Here is a 22,978-nt window from a genome sequence, read left to right on the forward strand (position 1 = left end):
CTCATTGGGATTGGGCGACGAGCGGGCACTGGCTTTCCGAGAGCGGTTGCGCTGCCTCGGATGCCGGAATGACCTTCTCGATGGTGTAGTAGTCCCAGGGCTTCTTGACCTCGCTCGGAGCCTTGATGCTGGCCATGTAGAATGGATGCATCAGCCAGCCATCCGCGCGCACCGCGCCGTTCTGGACATACATGTCGCTGACCGGCAGCCGTCTGATCTCTTCGGCGACCTTCGGGCCGTCCAGGCTGTTGGCAGCGGCCACGGCCTGGAGATAGTGGAGCGTTCCCGAGTAGACGGCGGCCTGGTCCATCGTCGGCATTGCATGATGCTGGCTGAAGAAGCGCTCCGACCAGGCGCGCGTCTCGCTGGTGCGGTCCCAATAGAACGGGGTCGCGAAGGTCAGGCCCTGCACGTTCGCAATTCCCAGCGCATGCACATTCGTAATGTAGGTCAGGGGCACAACGATGTGCTGACCACCCTCGGCAACGCCGAACTCCTTGGCTTGCTTCAGCGCGTTGGTGGTGTCCTCGGCCGCCGAGATCAGCCAGATCACCTTGGCTTTCGAGGCCACCGCCTGCAGGAGGAACGAGCTGAAGTCGGGGTTGTTCTGCGGGAACCGCACCGAGCCCAACACCTTGCCTCCGGCCGCCTTGATGGCGCCCGCGGCAGCATCCTCCATCGCCTTGCCGAACTAGTAGTCCGCGGAGAGGAAGAAGAAAGTGTCGAGCCCGCGCTCGATCAGCGGCCTCGGCAGTGGCGCCGAGATTGCGTAGGCGTTGAGCGACCACGAGAACGCAGTGGCCGCGCAGGCCTGCTGGGTAATCGCGGGAGAGCCGGTTACACCGTGAATGACGATCTTTGTTGCGCGCCCGCGCCAGCTCTTGGACGGCGAGCGCGACGGCCGATTGCGCCACGTCGACGATGACGTCGGCGCCGCCATTGTCAAACCAGTTGCGGGCGATCGCCGCCCCTACATCCGGCTTGGCCTGGTGATCGCCGGAGACGATTTCGATCGGGCGGCCAAGCACTTTGCCACCGAAATCCTCGACCGCCATTTTCGCGGCCAACACCGAACCCGGCCCCATGATGTCCCGGTACATCCCCGACATGTCGGTGAGCACCCCGATCTTGACCGGCGTCGCCTCCTCCGCATGAACCGGTGCCGTAATCGCGCCGCCGATCAGTATCGCTATCGCCACGAGCGCGATGCCTTGCTTGTTTGTCATGATTGTCCTCAACGTCCACCACTGGGACGGCATGCATGTGCCGGCCTTCTTCTGGTTCAGATGATCTGCCTGGCCTTCAGATCGTCGAGCCTCTCCCCGGAGAGGCCGAGCAAGCCGCTGTAGATCTCGTGATTATTCTGGCCGAGCGTCGGAGCCGGCGCGGTGTAGCCCTTGGGGGTTCGCCCCATCTTGATCGGAAAGCCGGCGCCGACGACCCGCTGGCCCGGCGTCTCGGTCGGATGGTCAAGCTCCTGCAGCATGTCGCGCGCGCCGAGATGCTCCCAGGCGAGGATGTCGTCGATGTCGCGAATGGGACTCGCGGCGACATCGCCCTTGTTGAGTGCCTCGATCGCTTCCGCCGTGGTTCGCCCCTGCGTCCATTCGGTCACGATGGCGTCGATCACGGCGTTGTTGCCGACACGCCAGCCGGTGTTCATGAATCTCTCGTCCTGCGCGAGATCAAGCCGGTCGATCACGCGCAACAGCGCCAGCCAGTCCTCGTTTGTGGCCGCACCGAGCGCGATCGCGCCATCGCGTGTGGAATAGGTATTGAAGGGCGAGAACCGCATGATGCGATTGCCCTGGCGCGGCGCCACACCGAGATCCGCATAGCAATCGAGCGGCTCGTCCAGCACCAGCGATAGCAGGCAGTCAGCCATCGCGACGTCGACGAACTGCCCTCGCCCCGAAATGCGCCGTTCGACCAACGCGGCGAGGATGCCGGACACGGCAAAAGCCCCCGTGATCCCGTCCGCAAGCGCCGGGCCTGCCTTGCTGGGGCCCGCGTCCGGCATGCCGGTAATCGACATCAGGCCGGCCGCCGCCTGGATCATCAAATCGTAGGCCTTGAGTCGCCGATCTGCGCCAGTCGAACCATAACCGGTCAGCGCGCAGTGAACGATCGCCGGATTGACCTGCCGGTTTGCTTCGTAATTGATCCCTAGGCGCTCGGCCGCGCCGGGCCGCAAGTTCTCGACCAGGATATCCGACTTGCGCAGCAGCGCCTGGAAGATATCCATGCCCTCCGGCGTCCGCATGTTCAGCGTGATCGACTTCTTGTCGCGGCAGCGCTTGAGATAGGCCAGGCCGAGATCGCTGTCGTGCTGCCGGTCGAGCGACACACCGTCCTTTCCGAGAAATGGCGGACCGGTCATGGTTGGATCGCCCCGCTCCGGCCCGTCGATCCGAATGACCTCCGCGCCGAAGCCAGCCAGCATCAAGGTCGCGAACGGACCGGAGTAGAACCGCGTGAGATCGAGAACCCGGATACCCTGCAGCGCGCCCTGCTTGGTCGTCTGGCTCGCTGTCATCCGGCATTCCTTCCCGCTTATTGTCCTCTTCATCGTTGACGCCGCGGCCATATAGGTCAAATGTTTTTCGATCCGGATTATTGATGCGAAAATGGAATGAATGATGCGAGCCCGCCGCCCACGCCAGTTCGAGGTCAGCCTCAAACATCTTCGCGCCGCCAATTCAGTTGCGGTGTATGGCAGCTTCACGGCTGCCGCTGCCGACCTCGGCATGACGCAGTCCGCGGTCAGCCGCCTGGTGCTTCAACTCGAACGCCAGCTTGGCGTCTCGCTGTTCCTGCGATCGACCCGCAACGTCACCCTGACGGCGCCCGGCCGTGAATTCACGACCTCGACGCAGCGCCTGCTCGCCGATCTCGGCACCCAGGTCGACAATGCCCGTGCGCTGGGCGGACAGATCAGGGGACGTCTGATCATCTCCTGCCTGTTGTCGCTCACCCATCATCTGGTGCCGGAAGCCGTGCTGAAATACAGGAAGGCGCATCCCGGCGTTGAGATTCACTTGCGCGAAGGTCTCGGCAGCGAGGTCTATGAAGATGTCCGGAGCGGTGTTGCGGACTTTGGCGTCGGCAATATCGCAGCTCTCGGCCAGGAGGTCGTCAGCGAAGACGTGGTGCAGGAGTCCTGCTTCGCGATCCTGCCCTCACGTCATCCGCTTCGCAACAAGATTACGGTCAGCCTGCGCGAGCTTCGCGATGAACCATTCGTGTCACTTCCGACGAGCTCGGGCCTGCGACAGCAGATCGACACCGTCGCGACGGCCAACGGCATTGTGCTCAAGCATGGCACCGTCGTCGAGCAATTCGGCACGCTCTATGACTTCGTCGCCGCCAATGTCGGCATCTCCATCGTTCCGGCATCGGCGTTGCCGCGCCGGGCCCCGCGCGGCGTCGTCGTCAAGAAGCTGGTCTCGCCGCCGCTGGTCCGCAGGATCGGGATATTGCGGCTCAAGAACCGTCCGCTGACACCCGCCGCAACCGGATTTCTGGATATCTTCCGTCCGCTGTTCCTGAGCGCTTCGCGCCGATAGACCCAGTTGCGGCGGCGCGCAAGTCAGGCAGCACGGATGGCCTGTCCTGACCCACGGTCGAACAGATGAGCGCGTTCGAGATCGAGTGCGACGTCAAAGGGCAGATCCGGCACGGCGGCCACGCCGACCGGCATCTGCACCGTGAACGGAAAGGCGCCGACGCTGCCGATCACAAGCGTATGCGGGCCGAGCGGCTCCACGTCCTTCACGATCATGCGGATGGCGGTGCCCGCCGGCGCTCCCTGATGCAGGACATGATCGGGCCGCACACCGAGCACTACCGGCTTTCCGACGCTGCCGGCATAGGCCGCTTCGCGCGATTTCGGCAATGTCAACGCCGCACCCGACGGCTCGGTAAAGACCAGCGCGCCGTCGCGGGCAGCGATCTCACCATGGATGAAGTTCATGCTGGGCGCGCCGATGAAGCCTGCAACGAAGAGATTAGCGGGCTTCTCGTAGATCGTGATCGGATCGGCCGCCTGTTCGATTAGCCCGCGATTCATCACCACGACGCGGTCGGCCATCGTCATGGCCTCGACCTGATCGTGCGTCACATAGACGATCGTCTTGGCGAGCCGGCGATGCAGCGCCTTGATCTCGGTGCGCATCTCGATCCTGAGCTTGGCGTCAAGATTGGACAGCGGCTCGTCGAACAGGAAGACGTCGGGGCTGCGCACGATGGCACGGCCGATCGCAACCCGCTGGCGCTGACCGCCCGAGAGTTGTTTGGGGCGGCGGTCGAGATATTGCTCGAGATCGAGGATCCGCGCCACGTCCTTGACGGCCGTCTCGATCGTGGCGCGCGATTCGCCTCGCACCTTCATGCCGTAGCCGATGTTCTCGCCCACCGTCATATGCGGATATAACGCATAGTTCTGGAACACCATCGCGCAATTGCGCAAGCCGGGACGCAAATGCGTCACGTCGCGGTCGCCGATCCGGACCGTCCCACTGGTGACGCTCTCCAGTCCCGCAATCATCCGCAATGTCGTCGTCTTGCCGCACCCGGATGGGCCGACAAGCACGACAAACTCCTCGTCGGCCACGTTGAGATCGAGCCCTTCGATAATTCTGTAGGGCCCGTATGCCTTGCTGACGTTTTCGATCTCGACGTGCGCCATAAAATTCCGTTCCGTCTCTGGCCCGCAGCCACCAAGCGCCGGATGACGCTCACGCGTCATCCGGGAGTCTCGACGATATGCTAGTTCTTGGCCGGCAGGCCCATCGCCGCGCGATAGGCGGCGAGCTGCTTGGCACGGCCGAACTCGTCGGTCAGCCGGTTCCATTCCTTCGCCATCGCGTCGAGCGCCGCCTGCGGTGTGGTCTGCCCGGCAAGCGCCTTGCCGAGTTCGATCTCCACCACCTCGGTGTAGGAGAAATAACCGGGCAGACGCATGTCGAGCGCAACGTTCTTGGCATTGATCGAGTCGGCTTGCGCGCCAAGATATTCCTTGGCCTCTTCAGGCGTGAAGATCTTGCTCCACAGCTGCAGATTGGCGGTGTGCGATTTGCGGTAGGGATTGACGCCGCTGCCGCCGGTGATCGCCGCCTGGCCGGACACCTCCGGACTGGTCAGCGTCTTGACGAAGTCCCACGCCGCCTGCTGGTTCTTGCCGGCCTTCGGCACGGCAATCTGCCAGCCGCCAAACGCCATGAACGGACCTGGTATGACGGATGGGAACTTGTCCCATGTCTTGGTCTTCGCATTCCAGATCTGGTCCGAACCGGGCAGCATCGCCGAGCCGACCTTGCCGGAGATCTTCGACTGCTTGGGGTCGGCAGCAATGACGCCGGTATCGCCCCAGCCGATCGACTCCGCGACCTGGCCGCCGGCAACCGCTGCGTTCACTTCGCCGAACGAGAAGTTCAGCGCATTGGGCGGACCGAGCTTCGATGCCCGGATGTATTCCTCCAATCCCTTCACCCAGCCCGGATTGTTGATCTGGGCGTCCATCGTTTCAGGGTCGAAGAACATCGCCCCCGGATAGTTCGGATTATTGGTGTAGGCCGCCGCATGGCTGAAGAAGAACCAGAACTGCTGACCGCCGCGGCGGAAGGCTTCCGCCGTCCCCCACAGCCCCTTGTCCGGCCGCTGGAAGAACTCCGCGATGTCGAGATACTGCTTCCAGGTCTTCGGCGGCGCGAGATCGTAGCCGTACTTGGCCTTGAAGGCGTCCTTCTCCTTGGGATCGCTGAACAGATCCATGCGATAGGTATAGGTGTGGACATCGCCGTCCATCGATTGCGAATAGATCTTGCCTTCCCACACCATCAGCCGCTCGCGATAGGCGGGCTCGATATCATCCCAGTCCTTGCCGGACTGCATCTCCTTCGGCATTTCGCTGAGATAAGGCACGAAATCCGGCAACCAGGCCGGCGCGAAGCTGACCATATCGAATGCCGCATCAGACTGCGTGAGCGACGTCACGATCTTCGGGTACAATTCCGACCACGGAAACTCGACGACATTGACTTTGCCGCAGGTCTTCTTCGTCCATTCGTCGGCGCCGAGCTTGAGCGCAGAGGCGATATACGGTCCGGTCTGCGACGCCACCGTCAAGGTGACGCCGGTATAGTCCGGGCTGCAGGCAGCGTTCGCCTCACCCGCGGCACAGGCCGCCGCGAGTGAGGTGGCAAGCATCAGGAATGTTCGTCGCAACATCATATTGTCCTCCCTTATCCACGTTTTCTTACTTGATGGCTCCGAGTAGCAGGCCAGACCGCATCATGCGGCTGAGCAGGCCAGCCATGATCATCATTGGAACGATGGCGACGAGCGCCGCGGCTGAGATCGCCCACCATTCGTCGCCGCGCTGGCTGTTCTGTCCTGCCACCAGAATGGGAAGCGTCTGCCATTTAGAATTGGTCAGGAACAGCGCAAACAGAAACTCATTCCAGACGAAGGCCAGCGTGATCATGAAGGTCGCCAGCAATCCGTTCATCGACATCGGCACCACGATGCCGAGGAAGATGCGCCAGCTCGGCACATTGTCGACCATCGCGGCCTCTTCGACTTCGATCGGCACGGCCTCGAAGAAGTCACGCATCAGCCAGACGACGATCGGCAGCGAGAATGCGATGTAGCACAAGGTCAGGCCGACATAGCTATCGATGAGCTGAAAACCAAGGCGGCCGATTTCGCTGTAGAGCAGATACAGCGCAAACGCCGTGACGATCGGCGGGAACATGCGCTGGCTGACGAACCAGAACAGGATGTCCTCATTGCCGAGGATCGGTCCCGGCAAAGGCAGGCGATTTGCGATGATCGCAACCACAAGTGCGACGGGGAACGCGAGCAGCAACGCCTGCGGCCGGGTGAACCCAAGCGTAGTGCTGAACAGCAGATAGCCGCCGAGCGCGAGCAGGAAGAAGGCGAGACCTGCGCCCAGCCGGACCCTGAATTCGAAGCGCACCAGCGCATAGGCCGCCATCGCGCCGATCGCAGTGGCGATCGCCGCTGCCGACAGCCCCACGATGGTCGAGTTCATGAACGTCCGGAAGAACTCGCCGCGGATTCCCTCAAAGAGATCGATCAAGGGCTGCAAGGTCGGCGTGAAATCGATGAACGGCAGGTAGGTCGGACCACCAACCACTCCCGGCGGCGTCTTGAACGCCGTCACGACCACCCAATAGAGCGGGAATATGCTGATCAGACACCAGACGAGGACACCGGCGGTGATCAGCCAACGGCCCCAGGGCGACAGTCCGGTCAAGCTGCGCCCGCTCATCGGAGTTTCTCCAGATGCGGCCGCAGCAGCGCCAGATAGGTCACTCCGAAGATCGTGATCACGATCAAAAAGAGGAAGCTGAGCGCCGACGTATAGCCAAGATTGAACTTCTTGAAGCCTTCCTGATAGGCGAACAATGTCAGGGTCTCGGTGTCCACGCCCGGTCCGCCGCCTGTCATCACGAAGACGGTGTCCATGATCTTGTAGCTCTCGATCAGACGGATGAAGACGACCGCAGCCGAAATCGGCAGCAGCATCGGAAAGGTGATCCCCCAGAACTGCTGCCAGGCGCTGGCATTCTCGAGCTCGGCCGCCTCGTAGACATCCTCCGGCAGTGTCTGCAGGCCGGCGAGCATCATCAGCACCACGAACGGCGTCCACTGCCAGATCTCGACCGCGATGATGCAGGCGAGCGCCCAATGCCCGTTGGTGAGGAACGGCAGGTTGACCAGGCCGAACAGGCCCAGGAACTGATTGAGCGGTCCCATTGTCGGGTTGAAGATCATGCGTGCCACCAGCGCGACAGCGACCGGAGCGAGCAGCATCGGCAGCAGCAGGGCGACACGAAACAGCCGCTCGCCCGGCACGCGCGCGTTCAGCGCCAGCGCCACGGCGAATCCGATCGTGTATTGCAGCCCCACGGCGATGAAGGCGATCAGCGTCGTCGTGAAGATCGCGTTCCAGAAGCGCGGCTCTTGCAACAGCGTTACATAGTTGCCGAACCACACGACCCGGGGCGGGATCGGCGGAATCAGGCGATAGCTCAGGAAGCTTGTGGTCAGCGAATAGATCAACGGAAAGATCGAGATCGCCAGCACGACGAGCACCGCCGGCCAGATGAAGACATGCTTGATCGGATCATTCCGCATCATGGCGCGGATCACTTCCCCAAGAGAGCTTCGATCTCCGCGCGCCGCGGCATGGCAGGCGCGGTCCCCGCTCGCGTCACCGAGATCCCCGCCGTCGCCGAACCAAAGCGCGCAGCCTCCAGCGGATCAGCGCCGTCCGCGAGCGCGGCCGCGAAGCCGCCGACGAATGCGTCGCCGGCACCCGTGGTTTCAAGCACCTTGCCGGCGACGAAGGGCGGCACATGCAGCGAGCGATCCCGCGCATGGAACAGCGCTCCGCGCTCGCCGAGCGTGATCAGCGCCGTCCCGGCGCCCTTGGCAAGCAGGGCGTCACCGGCGCGGCGAGCGCCCGCAAGGTCGCTCACGGCGATTCCTGTCAACGCTTCGGCCTCGGTCTCGTTCGGGACGACATAATCGCAAAGCGCAAACAGGCCAGCGTCGAACTTGATCGCCGGCGCCGGATTGAACACGGTGATGCTGCCGGCGGCGCGCGCGAGCTCGAGCCCTCGCAGTGCCGCATCGACCGGCTGCTCAAGCTGCGTCACGAACACGCGGCTGGCACGGATGGCATCTGCGGCTGCGTCGATGTCAGCCGGGCTGATACCGCCGGCGGCTCCTGGCACCACAATGATCGCGTTGTCGCCCCGGGTCTCGTGGACATAGATGAAGGCGGCGCCGGTCGGCGCCTCCGCGGTCTTGGCCACGCGCGGCAGAATCCCCTCGGCCTCCCAGGTCTTGATCGCGAGCTCGCCAAAAGCGTCGCTGCCGATCCGGGAAATAAAGGTCACGCTGGCACCCGCCCGCGCGGCTGCCACAGCCTGGTTCGATCCCTTGCCGCCGGGACCCATCGCAAATCCCGATCCGGCGATCGTCTCGCCAATCGCCGGCATGCTGCCGGCGCGGAAGGCGAGATCGACGACGAAGACGCCAAGGACGGCGACGCCACTCCTGCTCATGATCATCACTCTCCGTCCGGCGCGATGACGCCCTTGGAGAACAGGAAGCAGCCGTAGAAGCGGCGCTCGCCTGTTGCGATGACGCAATAGGCCATCTTGGCTTTTTCGTAGAAGGCGTGGCGCTCAACCCCGACCAGCGGCCAGGATCGCCCCTCCGCGCGATCGATCGCGGTCTGCACCTCGCGCTGCACCGGCGGCACTTCCTGCGGCTGGCCGACGATCTCCATGCGAACAGCCGCATCGTCGACGAACGTATCGAGCGGCAGCACCGAAAGAATGGCTTCGACCGCCTTTGCGGCGCTGACATTGTCGATGCGCAGCAAGCGGCCAAGAACCGTCTGGCGCGCGATCGAGTCGGCCGGAAAATTGGTATCGCACACCACCAGGCGATCGCCGTGCCCCATCGCCCGCAAGGCATAGAGCACGTCGGCATTGAGCAGTGGGTTGATGCTCTTGAGCATGTTGCGTCCCTCCCTTGTCTTCAAAATCGCCCGAACTCTGACGGTCCGGATCCCAATCAGTATCACCCCAAAGTGACGTCCCTAATCTCCATAGGGAATCCAGATGTTCTTCACCTGTACGGCATGGCGGAGCAGGATCGGGCCCTCGCTCGCGGCCTTGTCGTACCAATCGAGCAGCAGACCATGATCGACCAATGTGCGTTTGAGATTGCCTGTGGACAGCCGTTCGGCGACGGTTGAGGCGTCCTGCGAGCCGAAGGCCCAGAGTGCGTCGACATCGTCGTGCTCGGCAAGGACCTTCACGAGGTCGTCGCGGCTGCCGGTAATGATATTGACGACACCAGCCGCCACATCCGATGTCTCCAGCACCTGGTAGAAATCGGTGGCGGCGAGCGGATGGCGTTCACTCGGCACGGCGACGACGCGGTTGCCCATCGCGATCAACGGCGCGACCAGGCTGACGAGGCCAAGCAGCGGAGCCTCGTCGGGACAGACAACCCCGACCACGCCGATCGGCTCGTGCATCGCGAGCGCGACGCCGCGCAACGGCGGCGCATGGATGCTGCCTTCGAATTTGTCGGCCCAGGCTCCATAGCTGAACAGCCGCTCGATGCTCGCATCGACCTCCGCGCGCGCCTTTGCACTCGATATGCCCGTCATGTCGGAGATGCGCCGGGTGAACTCGTCACCGCGTGCGGAAAGGTTCTCGGCAAGGTAGTAGAGAATCTGGGCGCGATTATGCGCCGTCGCTCTCGCCCATGCCTCGGCCGCGCGCGCGGCGGCGACGGCGTTGCGGATGTCCTTGCGGTTGCCCTCGCCCGCCTCGCCGAGGTGCCGGCCTTTCGGCGATAGCACGGCCCGCGAATAATTGCCGTCGGGGCGAACCTGCTTGCCGCCGACGAACAGTTTTGCTGTCCGGTCAATCGGCGGCGCGCCGAATCCGCCATGGTCGGTGGCTGCGGCCGGCGGCGGCAACGCCTTCCCGCGCGCTTTCCGCCCGCTCCATGCCTTGGGCTTGAGATATTCGTACATGCCTTCACGGCCGCCCTCGCGGCCGAAACCGGACTCGCGATAACCGCCAAAGCCGACGCTGGCGTCGAACAGATTGGTCGCGTTGATCCAGACCACGCCGGCCAGCAGTTTCGGCGCGATATCCAGCGCCAATCCGATCGTCTCGCTCCACACGCTGGCGGCAAGCCCATAGCGCGTGTTGTTGGCCAGCATCACGGCCTCATCAGGCGTACGGAAGGTCATCGCCACCGCCACCGGGCCAAAAATCTCCTCGATCGCCACGGTCGACGACGGATGCACGTTCCAGAGCAAGGTTGGCGGATAGAAGCATCCCTCCTCCGGGATCGCGCCGGGCGCCTGGTATTTCTCGGCGCCCTCCTTCACCCCGATTTCGACCAGTGCCTTGATCCGCTCGAGTTGCACCGGCGCGACCACCGCGCCCATATCGATCGCCTTGTCGAGCGGCGGGCCAACGCGAAGCGTCTCCATGCGACGGATCAGGCGCCTGCGGAAGGTCTCCGCAATCCCCTCCTGCAGCAGCAAGCGCGAGCCGGCGCAACAGACCTGGCCCTGGTTGAACCAGATGGCATCGACCACGCCTTCGACGGCGCCGTCGATGTCGGCATCGTCGAACACGATGAACGGTGATTTGCCGCCGAGCTCGAGCGTCAGCGACTTGCCAGTACCTGCGGTCGATTGGCGGATCAACCGCCCGACCTCGGTCGATCCCGTGAAGGCGATCTTGTCGACCCCTGGATTCTCGACGAGCAGCGCGCCCGTTGCACCATCGCCCGTGAGCACGTTCAACACGCCGGGCGGCAGACCTGCCTGGGCCGCAAGTTCAGCGAACAGCAGCGCGGTGAGCGAGGTGAATTCCGCCGGCTTCAGCACCACCGTATTGCCTGCGGCCAGCGCCGGCGCGATCTTCCATGCCAACATCAGCAGCGGGAAATTCCAGGGGATGATCTGTCCGATCACCCCGATCGGCACCTGATCGGCAAACTCACGCTCCTGCAACTGGGCCCAGCCGGCGTGATACAGGAAATGCCGCGCGGCGAGCGGCACGTCGAGATCGCGGGTTTCCCGGATCGGCTTGCCGTTATCGATTGCCTCCAGCACGGCAAACAACCGCGCATGCCGCTGCAGCATGCGGGCCAGTGCGTAGAGATGGCGCGCGCGGCCGTGACCGCCGAGCTTTGCCCAAAGCGGCTGCGCGGTGAGCGCGGCACGCACCGCCGCCTCCACATCGGCGGAATAGCCTTGCGCAATCCTGGCCAGCGTCTTGCCGGTCGCGGGCTCGATCGTCGTGAGGTGCTTGCCCGAATGCGGCGCGACGAATTTGCCGCCGATGAAGTGTCCGAAGGTGGCGTCGTGCCGCTTCAGCCAGGCACGCGCCTCGCCGTCCGCCTCGGGAGCGGGACCGTACTCCATCGTTTCAAAGTATTGCGCGACGCTCATCGCCGAAGTCTCATCCCACGGGGTGGCGGTTGAAGGCCGAATAGCGGCCGGTGACGTGATGCTCGAGCTGGCGCTCGATGTCGGCGAGCAGGCTCGAGGCGCCGATGCGGAACAGATCCGGCTCGAGCCAGTCGCGTCCCAATTCCTCCTTCATCAGAAACTGATAGGTGAGCACGTCCTTTGCCGTCGAGATTCCGCCGGCCGGCTTGAAGCCGATCTTGTAGCCGGTGCGCTCTTGATACACCCGGATCATCCGCAGCATCGCGAGCGTCACCGGCAGCGTCGCGTTGACGCCCTCCTTGCCGGTGGACGTCTTGATGAAGTCGGCGCCCGCCATCATGCAGATCATCGATGCCTTCGAGACGTTGCGCAGCGTCTTGAGATCACCCGTCGCCAAAATCGTCTTCAGATGCGCCTTGCCGCAGGCGGCACGAAAATCCCTGACCTCGGCGTAAAGCGCGCGCCAATCGCCGGTCAGCACATGCTCGCGCGTGATGACGATGTCGATCTCCTGCGCGCCATCCCTGACCGACGCCTCGATCTCCTTGAGCTTGAGGTCGTGCGGCACCAGGCCCGCCGGAAATCCGGTCGAGACCGCGGCAACCGGGATGTCAGATCCATCGAGTGCCTCCACCGCCGCCGCAACGAAACGGTGATAGACGCAGATCGCGCCGGTGTGCAGCCGACGGCCGGTAAAGCCCAGCGCCTCGAGAATGTCGGCCCGCACGGGAGCCTTGGCCTTGGCGCAGAGGCGCTTCACCCGCTCCGTGGTGTCGTCGCCATTGAGCGTCGTCAGGTCGATGCAGGTGACTGCTTTGAGAAGCCACGCCGCCTGCGCGTCCTTCTTGACGGTTCGCCGGCCCGGCAGGCTCGCAACGCGCCGCTCGGCGGCCGACAGGTTGATTCTGATCTCGTCGACCCAATCCATCTCGAGCGCGCGGCCGCTGTTGCGCGAGACCGGATGCGCATGCCCCTCGCCCTTGGCATGAGGCTGCACCGGAATGGCGGACGGATTCTGTATCAGGACGCTCTGCGTCATCGAAACGCCCACCGTCCTAGCGAATCGGCTGAAACGCCAGATAGACTGAATGTGTCGATTGCAACATGCGATCCTCCCAGACCTTGCCCTGAGTTACCGGCGCATCACATCGCCAGACCCCGGATGGCCCCCGCTAAGCCGAATGTTATTATTATAACATATTGCCGTTGATAAACTCACAACATTGTAAGATCATTGTCAACCGGATAAGCAGGCGCGGTGACCAAAATGGCTGAAACACCGAACGCACGACCCAGCGAGACCCGCGCCCAGCGCCTGCAGCGGCTCCGCCGTGCCGTCGAGAGCAGCGGCGCGCTGCACCTGAAGGACGCCGCCGAGCTTCTCAAGGTTTCCGAAATGACGGTGCGGCGTGACCTTGCCGGTCCCGAGGCCGCGCTTGCCCTGCTCGGCGGCTATGTCGTGAACGCGGCGTCGCCGACCGGGATCAAATACGCGTTCGAGCAGGAGATCGACCAGCATACCCAGGATAAGCGCCTCGCCTGCCGGTCCGCCGCGGCCTCGATCAAGGAGGGCGACACGATCTTCATCGACTGTGGCACCACAATGCAGTCGCTGGCGGATTGTTTGCCTGAGGATCTGCCGCTTTCGGTGATCTGCTATTCGATGAACGTGGCGTCGATCGTCACGCAGCGGCCGGCGACGCAGGTGATGCTGATGGGCGGGCTCTACCATCCATCATCGCAATCATTCTCATCCGACGACGGCCTGTCCTATCTGCGCCGCCTCGGCGTCAACAAGGCCTTCATGTCCGCCGGCGGCGTGCACTGGACCCGCGGCGCGAGCTGCTCCAACTTTCACGAGGTCGCAATCAAGCAGGCCGTCATCGCGTCAGCGATGGAGAGCGTCCTGGTGGTCGACGCCAGCAAGCTCGGCAGCCTCAAGCCGGCGTTCTTCGCCGATATCGGCGCGTTCTCGCGGATCATCGTTGGTGGCGCTGCGACCTCGGACATGCGCAAGCACTTCCGCAGTCTTCCCGTCGAATACGTCACTCAAGCATGATCCGGAAAAGTGTGAAGCGGTTTTCCGAAAAGATCATGCTCAAACAAAAGAGCTAAAGCGCGATGATGATTCAACCTAATCTCATCGCGCTTTAGCGCGACCTGATCCGAACGGGGGCTGGCGCGCCCGAACCAGGCTTGCTGAACGATGCACGGCCTCGCAAGACCGCGCCTCGCCGGACGGAAGCTCAGTTGCAGGCGGGCTTCGCCTTGTTGCAGGCATCCGCCAGTTCGGCCGGCGGCTCCTTCTTGAACACGGTCTTGTAGGACTCCAGCACGTTCGACTGCGTCACCGGCAGCGACTGCACACCGACCCAGCCCGGCGTTTCCTTGCCCAGCAGCGCGTTCATCATCGCCAAAGCTTCCGCGACGCCCTGGTCATAGGGACGTTGCGAGCCGGTTGCCTTCAACGGACCGCCCTTGGCGATCTCGATCGCCGATTGCAGGCCGAGGTCGACCGTCGTGACGGGAATGTCGATGCTCTGCGCCCGCATCGAGCTCAGCGTATCCAGCGCCGGCTGGTCCCACACCGCGAACAGCCCCTTGATGTCGGGGTTGCCGGTGAGGAAGTCGCCGGCGATCTGCGAGACTTTCGGCGGGTCGGTGAAATCGACCTGCTTCATCTTGATGTCAGGCCGGTTCTTTGCCATCCACTCGCGCACGCCCTTGGTGCGTTCGTTGGTGCTGAAATAGTCGACGCCGAAATTGACGAGGCCGATGGTGCCGCCCTGCGCAACGCAGGACGCAAGGATCTGGGCCGCGATCTGCCCGTTACCCTGGCTGTCCGCCGAAACCATCGTCGCATATTCCTCGGGATGCTTCAGGCCGGTCGGGATGCTGTCCATCAACACCAGCTTGATGCCGGCCTGGGAGACCTTCTTGTAGGTCGGCGCGGTCGCGGTGAAATCGACCGGGATCGAGATGATGCCGTCCGGATGCTGCTGGATCGTGTTCTCGATGTCGGCGATCTGCTTGTCGACCTGATATTCGGCGGACGCGACGCCCGTCACCGTCACGCCGTACTTCTTCAGAGTATCGGTGATGCCCTGGATCTGGAGCTGCGCCCAATCGAGGTTCACGGTCTGCATGGAGATGCCGACCTTGAAATGCTTCTCCTTGATCTTGGCGGCATCGGCATCCGACAGCGCGAGCACCTCGGGCGAGGCGGCCTTTTCGCCATGCGGGCCCTGGCCGACGATCGACTTCGGTCCAAGCGTTGCGAGATCGACGCTCTTGACGCAGGTCGCCGGCACTTCGGCGCGGGCCGAGGGAGCGATCGAGATCGCTGTCGCCGCAATCAGCGCGGTCAGCGGCAAGGTTTGTCGCAAGATTGGCTTCATTGTTGTTCTCCTCCCGTTTTGGCTGCCGATTACGAAGGGCCGGCGACCTTGCCCTGACTGACTCCGATCAACGCTTCGTGAAAGCAACGGCGGCAACGATGATCGCGCCCTTGATCACGAGCTGCATCGGCGAGCTGACACCGAGCAGCACGAGACCGTTATTGAGCGTGCCGATGATCAGGCTGCCGAATAGCGTCCCCAGGATGTAGCCGCGCCCGCCGAACAGGCTGCAGCCGCCGAGAATCACAGCTGCGATGACGTCGAGCTCCATGCCCTGCACGACGTCGGGCCGGGCGGCATGCGAACGCGCGGACAACACCAGCGCCGCGAGACCGGCCAGCGCGCCGGTCAGGACAAAGGCTGCCGTCGTCACCCATTTGGTATTGATGCCGGAATAGAGCGCCGCGGTCGGATTGCCGCCGACCGCATAAATCCGCCGGCCGAACACGTTGTAATGCAGCAGCAGGATTCCAACGATCATCGCTGCCAGTGTCCAGGCGATCGGCACCGGCATGCCGAGGAACGTGCCTTCCCCGAAGATCGCAAAATAGGCCTCGTTGGTGATGATCACGGGCTTGGTGTTGGTCACCATCATCGCCAATCCACGCGCCATGCTGAGCGTGCCCAACGTCACCAGGAAGGACGGTATCGAGAGCTGCGTGGTCAGGATACCGTTTAACAGTCCGACCAGCGCGCCGGTGCCGAGCCCCGCTACCGCGCCGACGACCCAGCTGTTGTTGATCTGGCTCATCGCCAGCGCCGCCGCCATGCCCGACAGCGCCAGTGTCGATGCGACCGAAAGGTCGATCTGGCGCGCGATGATGACGAAGGTCATGCCGACCGCAATGATCGACACCAGCGTCGTCTGGCGGCCGATGTTCAGAAAATTATCGACCGAGAGAAACCACGGCGACGACAGGCTGAACACGACGAGCAGGACGACGAAGGCGAGGTAGAGCATGTAAGGCCGCTCGCCGCGCAGCAGGTTCTGCAGCAGCTTGCGGCGGCGGTCGGAAGGTGTCGGCGCGGAGGCGACATTGGGCGCGACTAGTTCGGTCATGCGGGCAACTCTTGCAATGCGTCCTTTGATGCGCTTTGGCCGGAAGCCTGGAGCAACTGAAGCAGATGGTGGAGGTCCTCGGCGTCGTCGATTTCGCCGCGGACCAGGGTTCTGACAACGCGGCCGTCGACGATCACGGAAATGCGGTCGCAAAGTTCGATCAGCTCGACGAGGTCGGATGAGACAATGAGGACACCGGTGCCGTCGCGGACGGCATGCCGTATCACTCCGTAGATTTCCTCACGCGCGCCCACATCGACTCCGACGGTGGGTTCGTCCAGCAGCAGCACGCGCGGCCGTGGGTCATTCCATTTTCCGAACACGACCTTCTGCTGATTGCCGCCGGAGAGCGTCCGGACCAGGCTCGAGGCGCCCTGCGCCTTCACCGCGAGCTTGCGGACCGCGACCTCCGCACGCCTCGTGGCAGCGCGTTGCTGCATCCAGCCCCAGCGCGAGAAATACGGAAGCCGCGACAGCGTGACGTTGCGCTCGATCGAGTGATCCAGCACGAGGCCCTGCACGTGACGGTCTTCCGGCACCAGGGCGATGCCCTGATCGATGGCGTCCGCCGGGCTGTTCGGCAACCAGCGCCGGCCGTCGATCTCGAACGTGCCGCTCTCGACCGGCCGGAGACCAAAGACGGTCTCCAGAATCTCGGTGCGCCCGCTTCCGATCAATCCGGCGAGGCCGTGGATCTCGCCTTTCAGGACTGATAACTCGACCCCACGCAGCCGGTCGTTCGATACGTTCGACAGCGACAGCACCGGCGATGAATCGACGGCGCGCGTTGCCTGCGGCTCGGCCCGAGACGGCACGGAAACCATCCGGTCGCTTCCGACGATCGCATTCACCAGGCGCTTCATATCGGTGTCGGCGGTGACGAACGTGCCGGCATTGGCCCCGTCGCGGAGCACGGTGACACGCTGCGAGATTTCGAAGACTTCGTTCAGCCGGTGGGTCACGTAGATCACGCCGACACCGCGCCGCGTCACCTTCCCGATCGCATCGAACAAGATACGCACCTCGTCCGATGTCAGCGAGGACGTCGGCTCATCGAGGATCAGTAGCCGAACCTCGCCCATCAGCGCTTTTGCAATCTCCGTCATCTGGCGATAGGCGAACGGCAGCGACCCCACGGTTGCCTTGATATCCAGGGGAATGCCGAGCTGTGCGAGGAACGCGCGCGCCCGCGCCATCAGCTCACGCTTCCGGACAAACCCGAAACGCCCGAGCGGCTCGCGGCCGAGCAACAGATTGTCGGCGACGCTGAGCGATTCAACGAGACTCAAATCCTGGTAGACGACGGCGATCCCCGCCTCGCGCGACTTTGCCGGGCTGTCGAACGCCACCGGCCGGCCCGCGACCTCGATCGTACCGCTGTCATAGGCATGAACGCCGCTGAGGATCTTGATCAGCGTGGATTTTCCGGCGCCGTTCTCGCCGAGCAGCGCGTGCACCTCTCCGGCCCGCACCTCGAGGTTCACGTCGCGCAACGCACGCACGCCGCCAAAGCGCTTGTTGATGGCATTGACCATCACAAGCGGCGTCGGCGATCGGGGCTGTGTTGCAACCGAACCAGACGGCTCCAAATTCTCCTCCCGGCTGCCCCATCGCTGCTACGATGGTGACATTTTGTTATTATTGCAACTTACTGTGTTATAATTCTATCAGATTAACCACCCTGTCAATGGGAGATCGCGCCGCGAACCGAGCGTGACGTGCCGAAAGGGTGGAGTTGAGGCGCACGGATTCAGCGGCGAGTCGGGACGGATTTGTCCCTGCGCTGCGCGAGATTGTTGCTGAAGCAGCTGAAGCGGCGTTGAGCCGGCTGAAGTCCCGGAATGCCTGTCGCTAGACTAGATGGCGCGATTTTGCGTCGGCGAGCGGCCGCCGCCGTCGGCGACAAGAACAGCGCCGGTCACGAACGACGCCTCGTCCGACACGAGGAACAGGCAGCAGGCGGCGATCTCCGCCGGTTCGGCCATCCGGCCCAGTGCGATCCGCCGTTCGACCGCCTGGAATTCCGCATCCGGCGTCGTGCCGTTCTGCTCGGCAAGCAATCCCATCTCGTAGGCGCTCATCGGCGTCCGCACCCAGCCCGGCGCCACCGCGTTGGCACGAATGCCATCGGCGCCATGGGCGTAAGCCAGCGAACGGGTGTAGGCCACGACGGCGGCCTTGCTTGCCGCATAGCTCGCGCTATCCGGGCTGGCGTTGAACGCGGCAACGGATGCGATGTTCACGATGGCCCCGCCGCCCTGCCTGAGCAACGGCAGGCTGGCTCGACAGACGCGCATCGTCCCGGTGAGATTGACATCGAGCGTCTTCGCCCAGACCTCGTCGGAGACGGTTAAAGGCTGATCGGGAATGATCAGGCCGGCAGCATTGACGAGGATGTCGAGCCGCGCGCCGCAGGCCGCGACGGCCTTCGCGATGTCGGTCGATTGCGTAACGTCGCCGTGAATCGCATTGCCGCCGGCTTCCGCTGCAGCGGCCTCAAGCTCAGCTTCGCCAAGACCGAACAGCACGACGCGTGCGCCGTTTTGGGCCAGCAGCAAGACCGTTGCCCGCCCGATTCCGGTCGCGGCTCCCGTGACGAGCGCCGTCCTGCCTTCGAGCCGCGACATCTAAGGTCCCCATTGCCGTTCGACGGCAAATCCGGTCTCCGGCAGCGTCGAACCGCCATCGACGACGATGGTCTGCCCGGTGACATATTTCGCCTCGGCGGACGCGAGATAGAGCATCGCGCAGGCGATATCGTCGGGACTGCCCATGTGTCCGACCGGGATGAAGCGTTCGAGTTTTGCCTTGTTCTCCGGCGCGCTCATGGTGCCGCGGCCGGGCTTTTCGATGAAACCGGCCTCGACACCGTTGACCGTGATGCCGTCGCGCGCCAGCTCGAACGCCGCGCCGCGAATGAACGCGTTGACACCGGCCTTCGCCGCCGAGTAATGCGCGCCGCCACCCATCGCGACGCGCGCCGACACGGACGAGGTAACAAGGATGCGCCCAAAGTTGATCGCGCGCATATGCGGGATCGCGGCCTGCGCGAGCCAGAAACTCGCATTCAGGTTCAGCGCCAGCGTCTCGTCCAGCCTGGCCTCGTCGAGGTCCTCCAGCGACGACCACGGACAGCCTCCGGCGTTGTGCACGACGATGTTGAGCCGGCCATGCTGCGCGGCGACCTCGTCGATCAGGCGGCGCAGGCTCGCCCGGTCGAGCTTGTCGAACGGCACACAGCGTACCGCCAATCCATCCATGGCGAGCTCGCGCACCATCGTCTCGGCGATATCCAGCGTCCGGTTGGCGATCACCACGGTGGCGCCGGCCTGCGCGAGCCGCGTGACGATGGCAGCGCCGATGCCTCTGCCCCCACCTGTCACGAGCGCGACCCTGCCCGCAAGATCGAACGGAGGTTTTAGCATCAGATCACTCCGGCCCGTCGCAGCAGGTCGATGAACTGCGCGAACACGGCGGTGTGTCGCTCCACGTCGGCCGCCGAGGTCGCCGGACACATCAACAGCATGGTGTGGAACGGCGTGACCAGAATGCCTTCGTTCATGTAGAAGGCATGCAGCAGGGTTTCGAGATCCGGCTGGCGTCCCGCAATCACGTCGGCGCCGCTGCGCGGCGGCTTGGGCATGAACATGATCTCGGCTCGCGCGCCGACCTGCGTGACATGCCATGGCAGATGGTTGGCCTCGATCAATCCGCGTATCTCACTCGCGAGCCGCGTCGCGGTGGCAATCATGCGATCGTAGTTCGCCGGCGTCAGGACCTTCTCCAGCACCGCGCGCATCGTCGCAACCGTCAGCGCGTTGCCCGCAAGCGTGCCGCCAAAGCCGAGATGGGCGGATTGCCGCTCGCGCGGATTGACGTGGGGAACCAGCGTCCAGAGCCGCTCGGCGATCTCCCGGCTCAGGCCGAAGATACCAGCCGGAATGCCACCGGCGATCGCCTTGCCGGCGACGAAAATATCGGGCTCGAGCCCGTTATCTCCGGTGTAGCCGCCCGGACCGCAGGATAGCGTGTGCGTCTCGTCGATGATCAGCACGGTGCCGGCGCGGCGGGTGGGATCGCGCAACGCCTGGTGAAAACCCGGATCGACCGGGATCATGCCGAAATTCGTCATCAGCGGCTCGGCCAGCACGCAGGCGACGTCGCCATGCGCCAGCGCGGCCTCGAGCGCGGCGACATCGTTGAACTCGACGACCCGCGAGACGGCGTCATGATCGATTCCGTTCGGATGGATCATGTTGCGCAGGCCGGTGCGGCCGTCGCGGATCTCGACATGCGCCTCCTCGACGCCGCCGTGATAGCAGCCGGAGAATACCAGCACCTTGCGCCGTCCGGTGATCATGCGCGAGATGCGGATCGCGGCACGGTTGGCATCGGTCGCCGACGTCGTCAGCGTCCAGTATTTCGGACCGAAGCGGCGCGAGAGTTCGGCACCGACCCAAAGGCTGTCCTCGGTCGGCAGCATCATCGTCGCGCCGCGCTTGAGCTGGCGCAGCGCGGCGTCGGTCACCGCCTCAGGCGCGTGGCCACACATCCCACCGGTATCGCCGAGGCAGAAATCGACGTAGTCGCGGCCATCGATATCCCGGATATGTGCGCCACTGGCTTCGTCGGCATAGATCGGGAAACCGCCGGCCCAGCGCCGCATCCAGTGCGAGGGGCCACCATAGAGGAAATGCTGCTTGCCCTCCTGCCAGGCAGAAGCAGAGCGCGGATGGAGCGCACGGAAGCGCTCCTGCTCGGCATCGAGCAATCGGTTCAGAACGCCCGTGCGTTCGGCGGTTGCTGTTGTCATAGCGCGATCCAGGCGGTCTTGAGGTCGGTGTAGCCGTCGAGCGCGTGGAGCGATTTGTCCCGCCCGAAGCCGGATTGCTTGAAGCCGCCGAGCGGCACGGTGATGTCGGCGCCGCCATAGGTGTTGACGTGCACGACGCCGGCCTTAATCGCGCGCACCATCCGATGCGCGGTCGAGAGACGGCTGGTCCACACCGCCGATGCGAGACCAAAGGGCGTCGCATTGGCGAGTGCGATGGCGTCCTCCTCGCGCTCGAACCGGGTCACGGCGAGCACCGGACCGAACACCTCCTCGCGCCACAGCTCCATCGCCGGCGTGACCTCTGCCATGATCGCCGGCGACATGAAGTTGCCGCCGCTATCGGCGCGGATCTGTTCGCCGCCGGTCAGCCGCTTCGCGCCCTGCTCTTCCGCGCGCACAACGGCAGCCAGATTCTTGCATAACTGCGCCTGGCTCGAGATCGCGCCGATATCGCACGTCAGGTCGAGCGGGTCGCCAACCCTGAGCTTCGTGGTGGCTTCGAACAGCTCGTCCATGAAGCGGTCATAGATCGACGATTGCACGAGCAGCCGCGAGCCGGCGACACAAACCTGTCCCGAATTCCGGAAGATACCGTTCGCCGACACTTTTGCCGCCTGCTTGATGTCCGGCACATCGGCAAACACGATATTGGGCGACTTGCCGCCAAGTTCGAGATGGACCCGCTTCAGGTTCGATCGCCCGGAACATTCCAGCAAGCGACGGCCGACCGCGCCGGAGCCCGTGAAGGCGAGCACGTCGACATCCATGTGGAGCGCGAGTGCCTCGCCGGCCGAGGCGCCACGGCCGGTCACGACGTTGAGCACTCCGTCCGGCAGCCCAGCCTCGCTCGCCAGCTCGGCAAGCCGCAGCAATGTGAGCGAGGCAACCTCCGGCGGCTTCACCACGACGGAATTTCCGGCGGCGAGCGCCGGGCCTATTTTCCACGCCCCAATCATCAGGGGGAAATTCCAGGGTACGATCACGCCGACCACACCGAGCGGCTCGCGATGCACGAGGCCGAGGACGTCGCCGCCGGTCGGCGCGATCGCGCCATAGACCTTGTCGATCGCCTCGGCGTAGTAACGGATGGTTCCGGCCGCCGACAGCGGTTCGGCCTTGTAGGCCATGCCGATCTCGGTGCCGTTGTCGCGTACGCCGAGCACCGCGATCTCGAGCGCGTGCTGCTCGATCAGGTCAGCGAACCGCAGCAGCACCTTCTTGCGCTGTGCCGGCGCTGCACGCGACCAGCCGCCGTGCTCGAACGCCTGCCGCGCCTGCTTCACCGCAAGATCGATATCAGCCGCGTCGCCATCAGCGATGGTCGTCAACACTCTGCCATCGATCGGCGACACGACATCCAGCCGCGCGTCACCAATCGCCGCCGTTGGCCGCCCTCCGACAAAGAATTGCTGGGCCGGAATGACTGATGACCTCAACCGATCGATCTGGGCTTGCTGCATGTGAGACAAATTGTGGTGATGGGAGAACACGCCCCGTGGGGGGTCGCTGACGCCAGCAATTTCAGCCAGTTCAAGGCCTTGGCAGCAATCCACCGATAGGTTGATGTCGTCCCCGACCCCGTCCCCATAGCGTGAGTTCACGATGGCCGAACGCCCTGCGCGCTCGGTGCCATCAGTCGTTCGTTCCAATCCTCTCCA

General features: G+C 63.9%; 19 protein-coding genes and 1 pseudogene. 2 read left to right on the top strand and 18 right to left on the bottom strand.

The features are described from left to right. Position 1 precedes the first annotated feature (1 nt). From ACP2YO_RS29910 to ACP2YO_RS29920, 3 genes and pseudogenes are all read right to left on the bottom strand, one after another. A complete protein-coding gene (locus tag ACP2YO_RS29910; RefSeq protein ID WP_426434731.1) occupies positions 2 to 679 on the bottom strand; it encodes an ABC transporter substrate-binding protein in 678 nt (225 codons plus the stop codon). 241 nt (positions 680 to 920) lie between these two features. Then, a pseudogene (locus tag ACP2YO_RS29915) lies at positions 921 to 1,259 on the bottom strand (ABC transporter substrate-binding protein); the annotation flags it as partial. 23 nt (positions 1,260 to 1,282) lie between these two features. Beyond that, positions 1,283 to 2,536, bottom strand: coding sequence for a CaiB/BaiF CoA transferase family protein (locus tag ACP2YO_RS29920; RefSeq protein ID WP_426434732.1), 1,254 nt, complete (start codon positions 2,534 to 2,536; stop codon positions 1,283 to 1,285). 103 nt (positions 2,537 to 2,639) lie between these two features. Here ACP2YO_RS29920 and ACP2YO_RS29925 point away from each other — a divergent pair, with 103 nt between their 5' ends. Beyond that, positions 2,640 to 3,566 (top strand): LysR family transcriptional regulator, encoded by a 927-nt coding sequence (locus ACP2YO_RS29925; RefSeq protein WP_426434733.1) that lies wholly within the window; start codon positions 2,640 to 2,642, stop codon positions 3,564 to 3,566. 23 nt (positions 3,567 to 3,589) lie between these two features. Here ACP2YO_RS29925 and ACP2YO_RS29930 read toward each other — a convergent pair whose 3' ends face one another. From ACP2YO_RS29930 to deoC, 8 genes are all read right to left on the bottom strand, one after another. Then, positions 3,590 to 4,687 carry an ABC transporter ATP-binding protein gene (locus ACP2YO_RS29930; RefSeq protein WP_426434734.1) on the bottom strand — a complete coding sequence of 366 codons (1,098 nt, stop codon included), beginning with the start codon at positions 4,685 to 4,687 and terminating at the stop codon, positions 3,590 to 3,592. 80 nt (positions 4,688 to 4,767) lie between these two features. Continuing rightward, on the bottom strand, positions 4,768 to 6,228 hold the full coding sequence (locus tag ACP2YO_RS29935) for an extracellular solute-binding protein (RefSeq protein WP_426443348.1): 1,461 nt from the start codon (positions 6,226 to 6,228) through the stop codon (positions 4,768 to 4,770). 28 nt (positions 6,229 to 6,256) lie between these two features. Beyond that, the gene (locus ACP2YO_RS29940) at positions 6,257 to 7,294 is read right to left on the bottom strand and encodes a carbohydrate ABC transporter permease (protein WP_426434735.1); all 1,038 of its coding nucleotides are present in this window, start codon (positions 7,292 to 7,294) and stop codon (positions 6,257 to 6,259) included. Then, positions 7,291 to 8,166 carry a carbohydrate ABC transporter permease gene (locus ACP2YO_RS29945; RefSeq protein ID WP_426434736.1) on the bottom strand — a complete coding sequence of 292 codons (876 nt, stop codon included), beginning with the start codon at positions 8,164 to 8,166 and terminating at the stop codon, positions 7,291 to 7,293. Before ACP2YO_RS29945 ends, ACP2YO_RS29940 begins: the two co-directional genes overlap by 4 nt. A gap of 8 nt (positions 8,167 to 8,174) precedes the next feature. Beyond that, the gene (gene rbsK / locus ACP2YO_RS29950; RefSeq protein WP_426434737.1) at positions 8,175 to 9,098 is read right to left on the bottom strand and encodes a ribokinase; all 924 of its coding nucleotides are present in this window, start codon (positions 9,096 to 9,098) and stop codon (positions 8,175 to 8,177) included. Positions 9,099 to 9,103: 5 nt separating this feature from the next. Continuing rightward, positions 9,104 to 9,559, bottom strand: a complete 456-nt coding sequence (locus ACP2YO_RS29955; protein WP_426434738.1) for an RbsD/FucU family protein — start codon at positions 9,557 to 9,559, stop codon at positions 9,104 to 9,106. Between the two features lie 81 nt (positions 9,560 to 9,640). After that, a complete protein-coding gene (locus ACP2YO_RS29960) occupies positions 9,641 to 12,028 on the bottom strand; it encodes an aldehyde dehydrogenase family protein (protein WP_426434739.1) in 2,388 nt (795 codons plus the stop codon). 10 nt (positions 12,029 to 12,038) lie between these two features. Then, entirely contained in the window at positions 12,039 to 12,956 is a 918-nt protein-coding gene (deoC, locus tag ACP2YO_RS29965; protein WP_426443349.1) for a deoxyribose-phosphate aldolase, read from the bottom strand. A gap of 339 nt (positions 12,957 to 13,295) precedes the next feature. Between deoC and ACP2YO_RS29970 the strand changes: the two genes are divergently transcribed. After that, a complete protein-coding gene (locus ACP2YO_RS29970; protein ID WP_426434740.1) occupies positions 13,296 to 14,087 on the top strand; it encodes a DeoR/GlpR family DNA-binding transcription regulator in 792 nt (263 codons plus the stop codon). A 187-nt stretch (positions 14,088 to 14,274) separates the two neighbouring features. On the opposite strand, the gene ACP2YO_RS29975 is transcribed toward ACP2YO_RS29970, so the two are convergent. The 7 genes from ACP2YO_RS29975 to ACP2YO_RS30005 form a co-directional block, all read right to left on the bottom strand. Further along, on the bottom strand, positions 14,275 to 15,426 hold the full coding sequence (locus tag ACP2YO_RS29975; protein ID WP_426434741.1) for a substrate-binding domain-containing protein: 1,152 nt from the start codon (positions 15,424 to 15,426) through the stop codon (positions 14,275 to 14,277). A gap of 67 nt (positions 15,427 to 15,493) precedes the next feature. Continuing rightward, positions 15,494 to 16,486, bottom strand: coding sequence for an ABC transporter permease (locus ACP2YO_RS29980; RefSeq protein ID WP_426434742.1), 993 nt, complete (start codon positions 16,484 to 16,486; stop codon positions 15,494 to 15,496). Further along, positions 16,483 to 18,021 (bottom strand): sugar ABC transporter ATP-binding protein, encoded by a 1,539-nt coding sequence (locus ACP2YO_RS29985; RefSeq protein ID WP_426434743.1) that lies wholly within the window; start codon positions 18,019 to 18,021, stop codon positions 16,483 to 16,485. The genes ACP2YO_RS29980 and ACP2YO_RS29985 overlap by 4 nt, the downstream gene beginning before the upstream one ends. 321 nt (positions 18,022 to 18,342) lie before the next feature. Then, complete coding sequence (locus ACP2YO_RS29990; RefSeq protein WP_426434744.1) at positions 18,343 to 19,113, bottom strand: SDR family NAD(P)-dependent oxidoreductase; 771 nt, start codon at positions 19,111 to 19,113, stop codon at positions 18,343 to 18,345. Next, on the bottom strand, positions 19,114 to 19,911 hold the full coding sequence (locus ACP2YO_RS29995) for an SDR family oxidoreductase (protein ID WP_426434745.1): 798 nt from the start codon (positions 19,909 to 19,911) through the stop codon (positions 19,114 to 19,116). It lies immediately after the preceding gene. Beyond that, the gene (locus tag ACP2YO_RS30000) at positions 19,911 to 21,299 is read right to left on the bottom strand and encodes a transaminase (RefSeq protein ID WP_426434746.1); all 1,389 of its coding nucleotides are present in this window, start codon (positions 21,297 to 21,299) and stop codon (positions 19,911 to 19,913) included. The genes ACP2YO_RS29995 and ACP2YO_RS30000 overlap by 1 nt, the downstream gene beginning before the upstream one ends. Further along, positions 21,296 to 22,780 carry an aldehyde dehydrogenase gene (locus tag ACP2YO_RS30005; protein WP_426434747.1) on the bottom strand — a complete coding sequence of 495 codons (1,485 nt, stop codon included), beginning with the start codon at positions 22,778 to 22,780 and terminating at the stop codon, positions 21,296 to 21,298. Before ACP2YO_RS30005 ends, ACP2YO_RS30000 begins: the two co-directional genes overlap by 4 nt. Between the last annotated feature and the right edge of the window lie 198 nt (positions 22,781 to 22,978).

The sequence above is a fragment of the Bradyrhizobium genosp. P genome, from assembly GCF_049949265.1.
Lineage (GTDB): Bacteria > Pseudomonadota > Alphaproteobacteria > Rhizobiales > Xanthobacteraceae > Bradyrhizobium.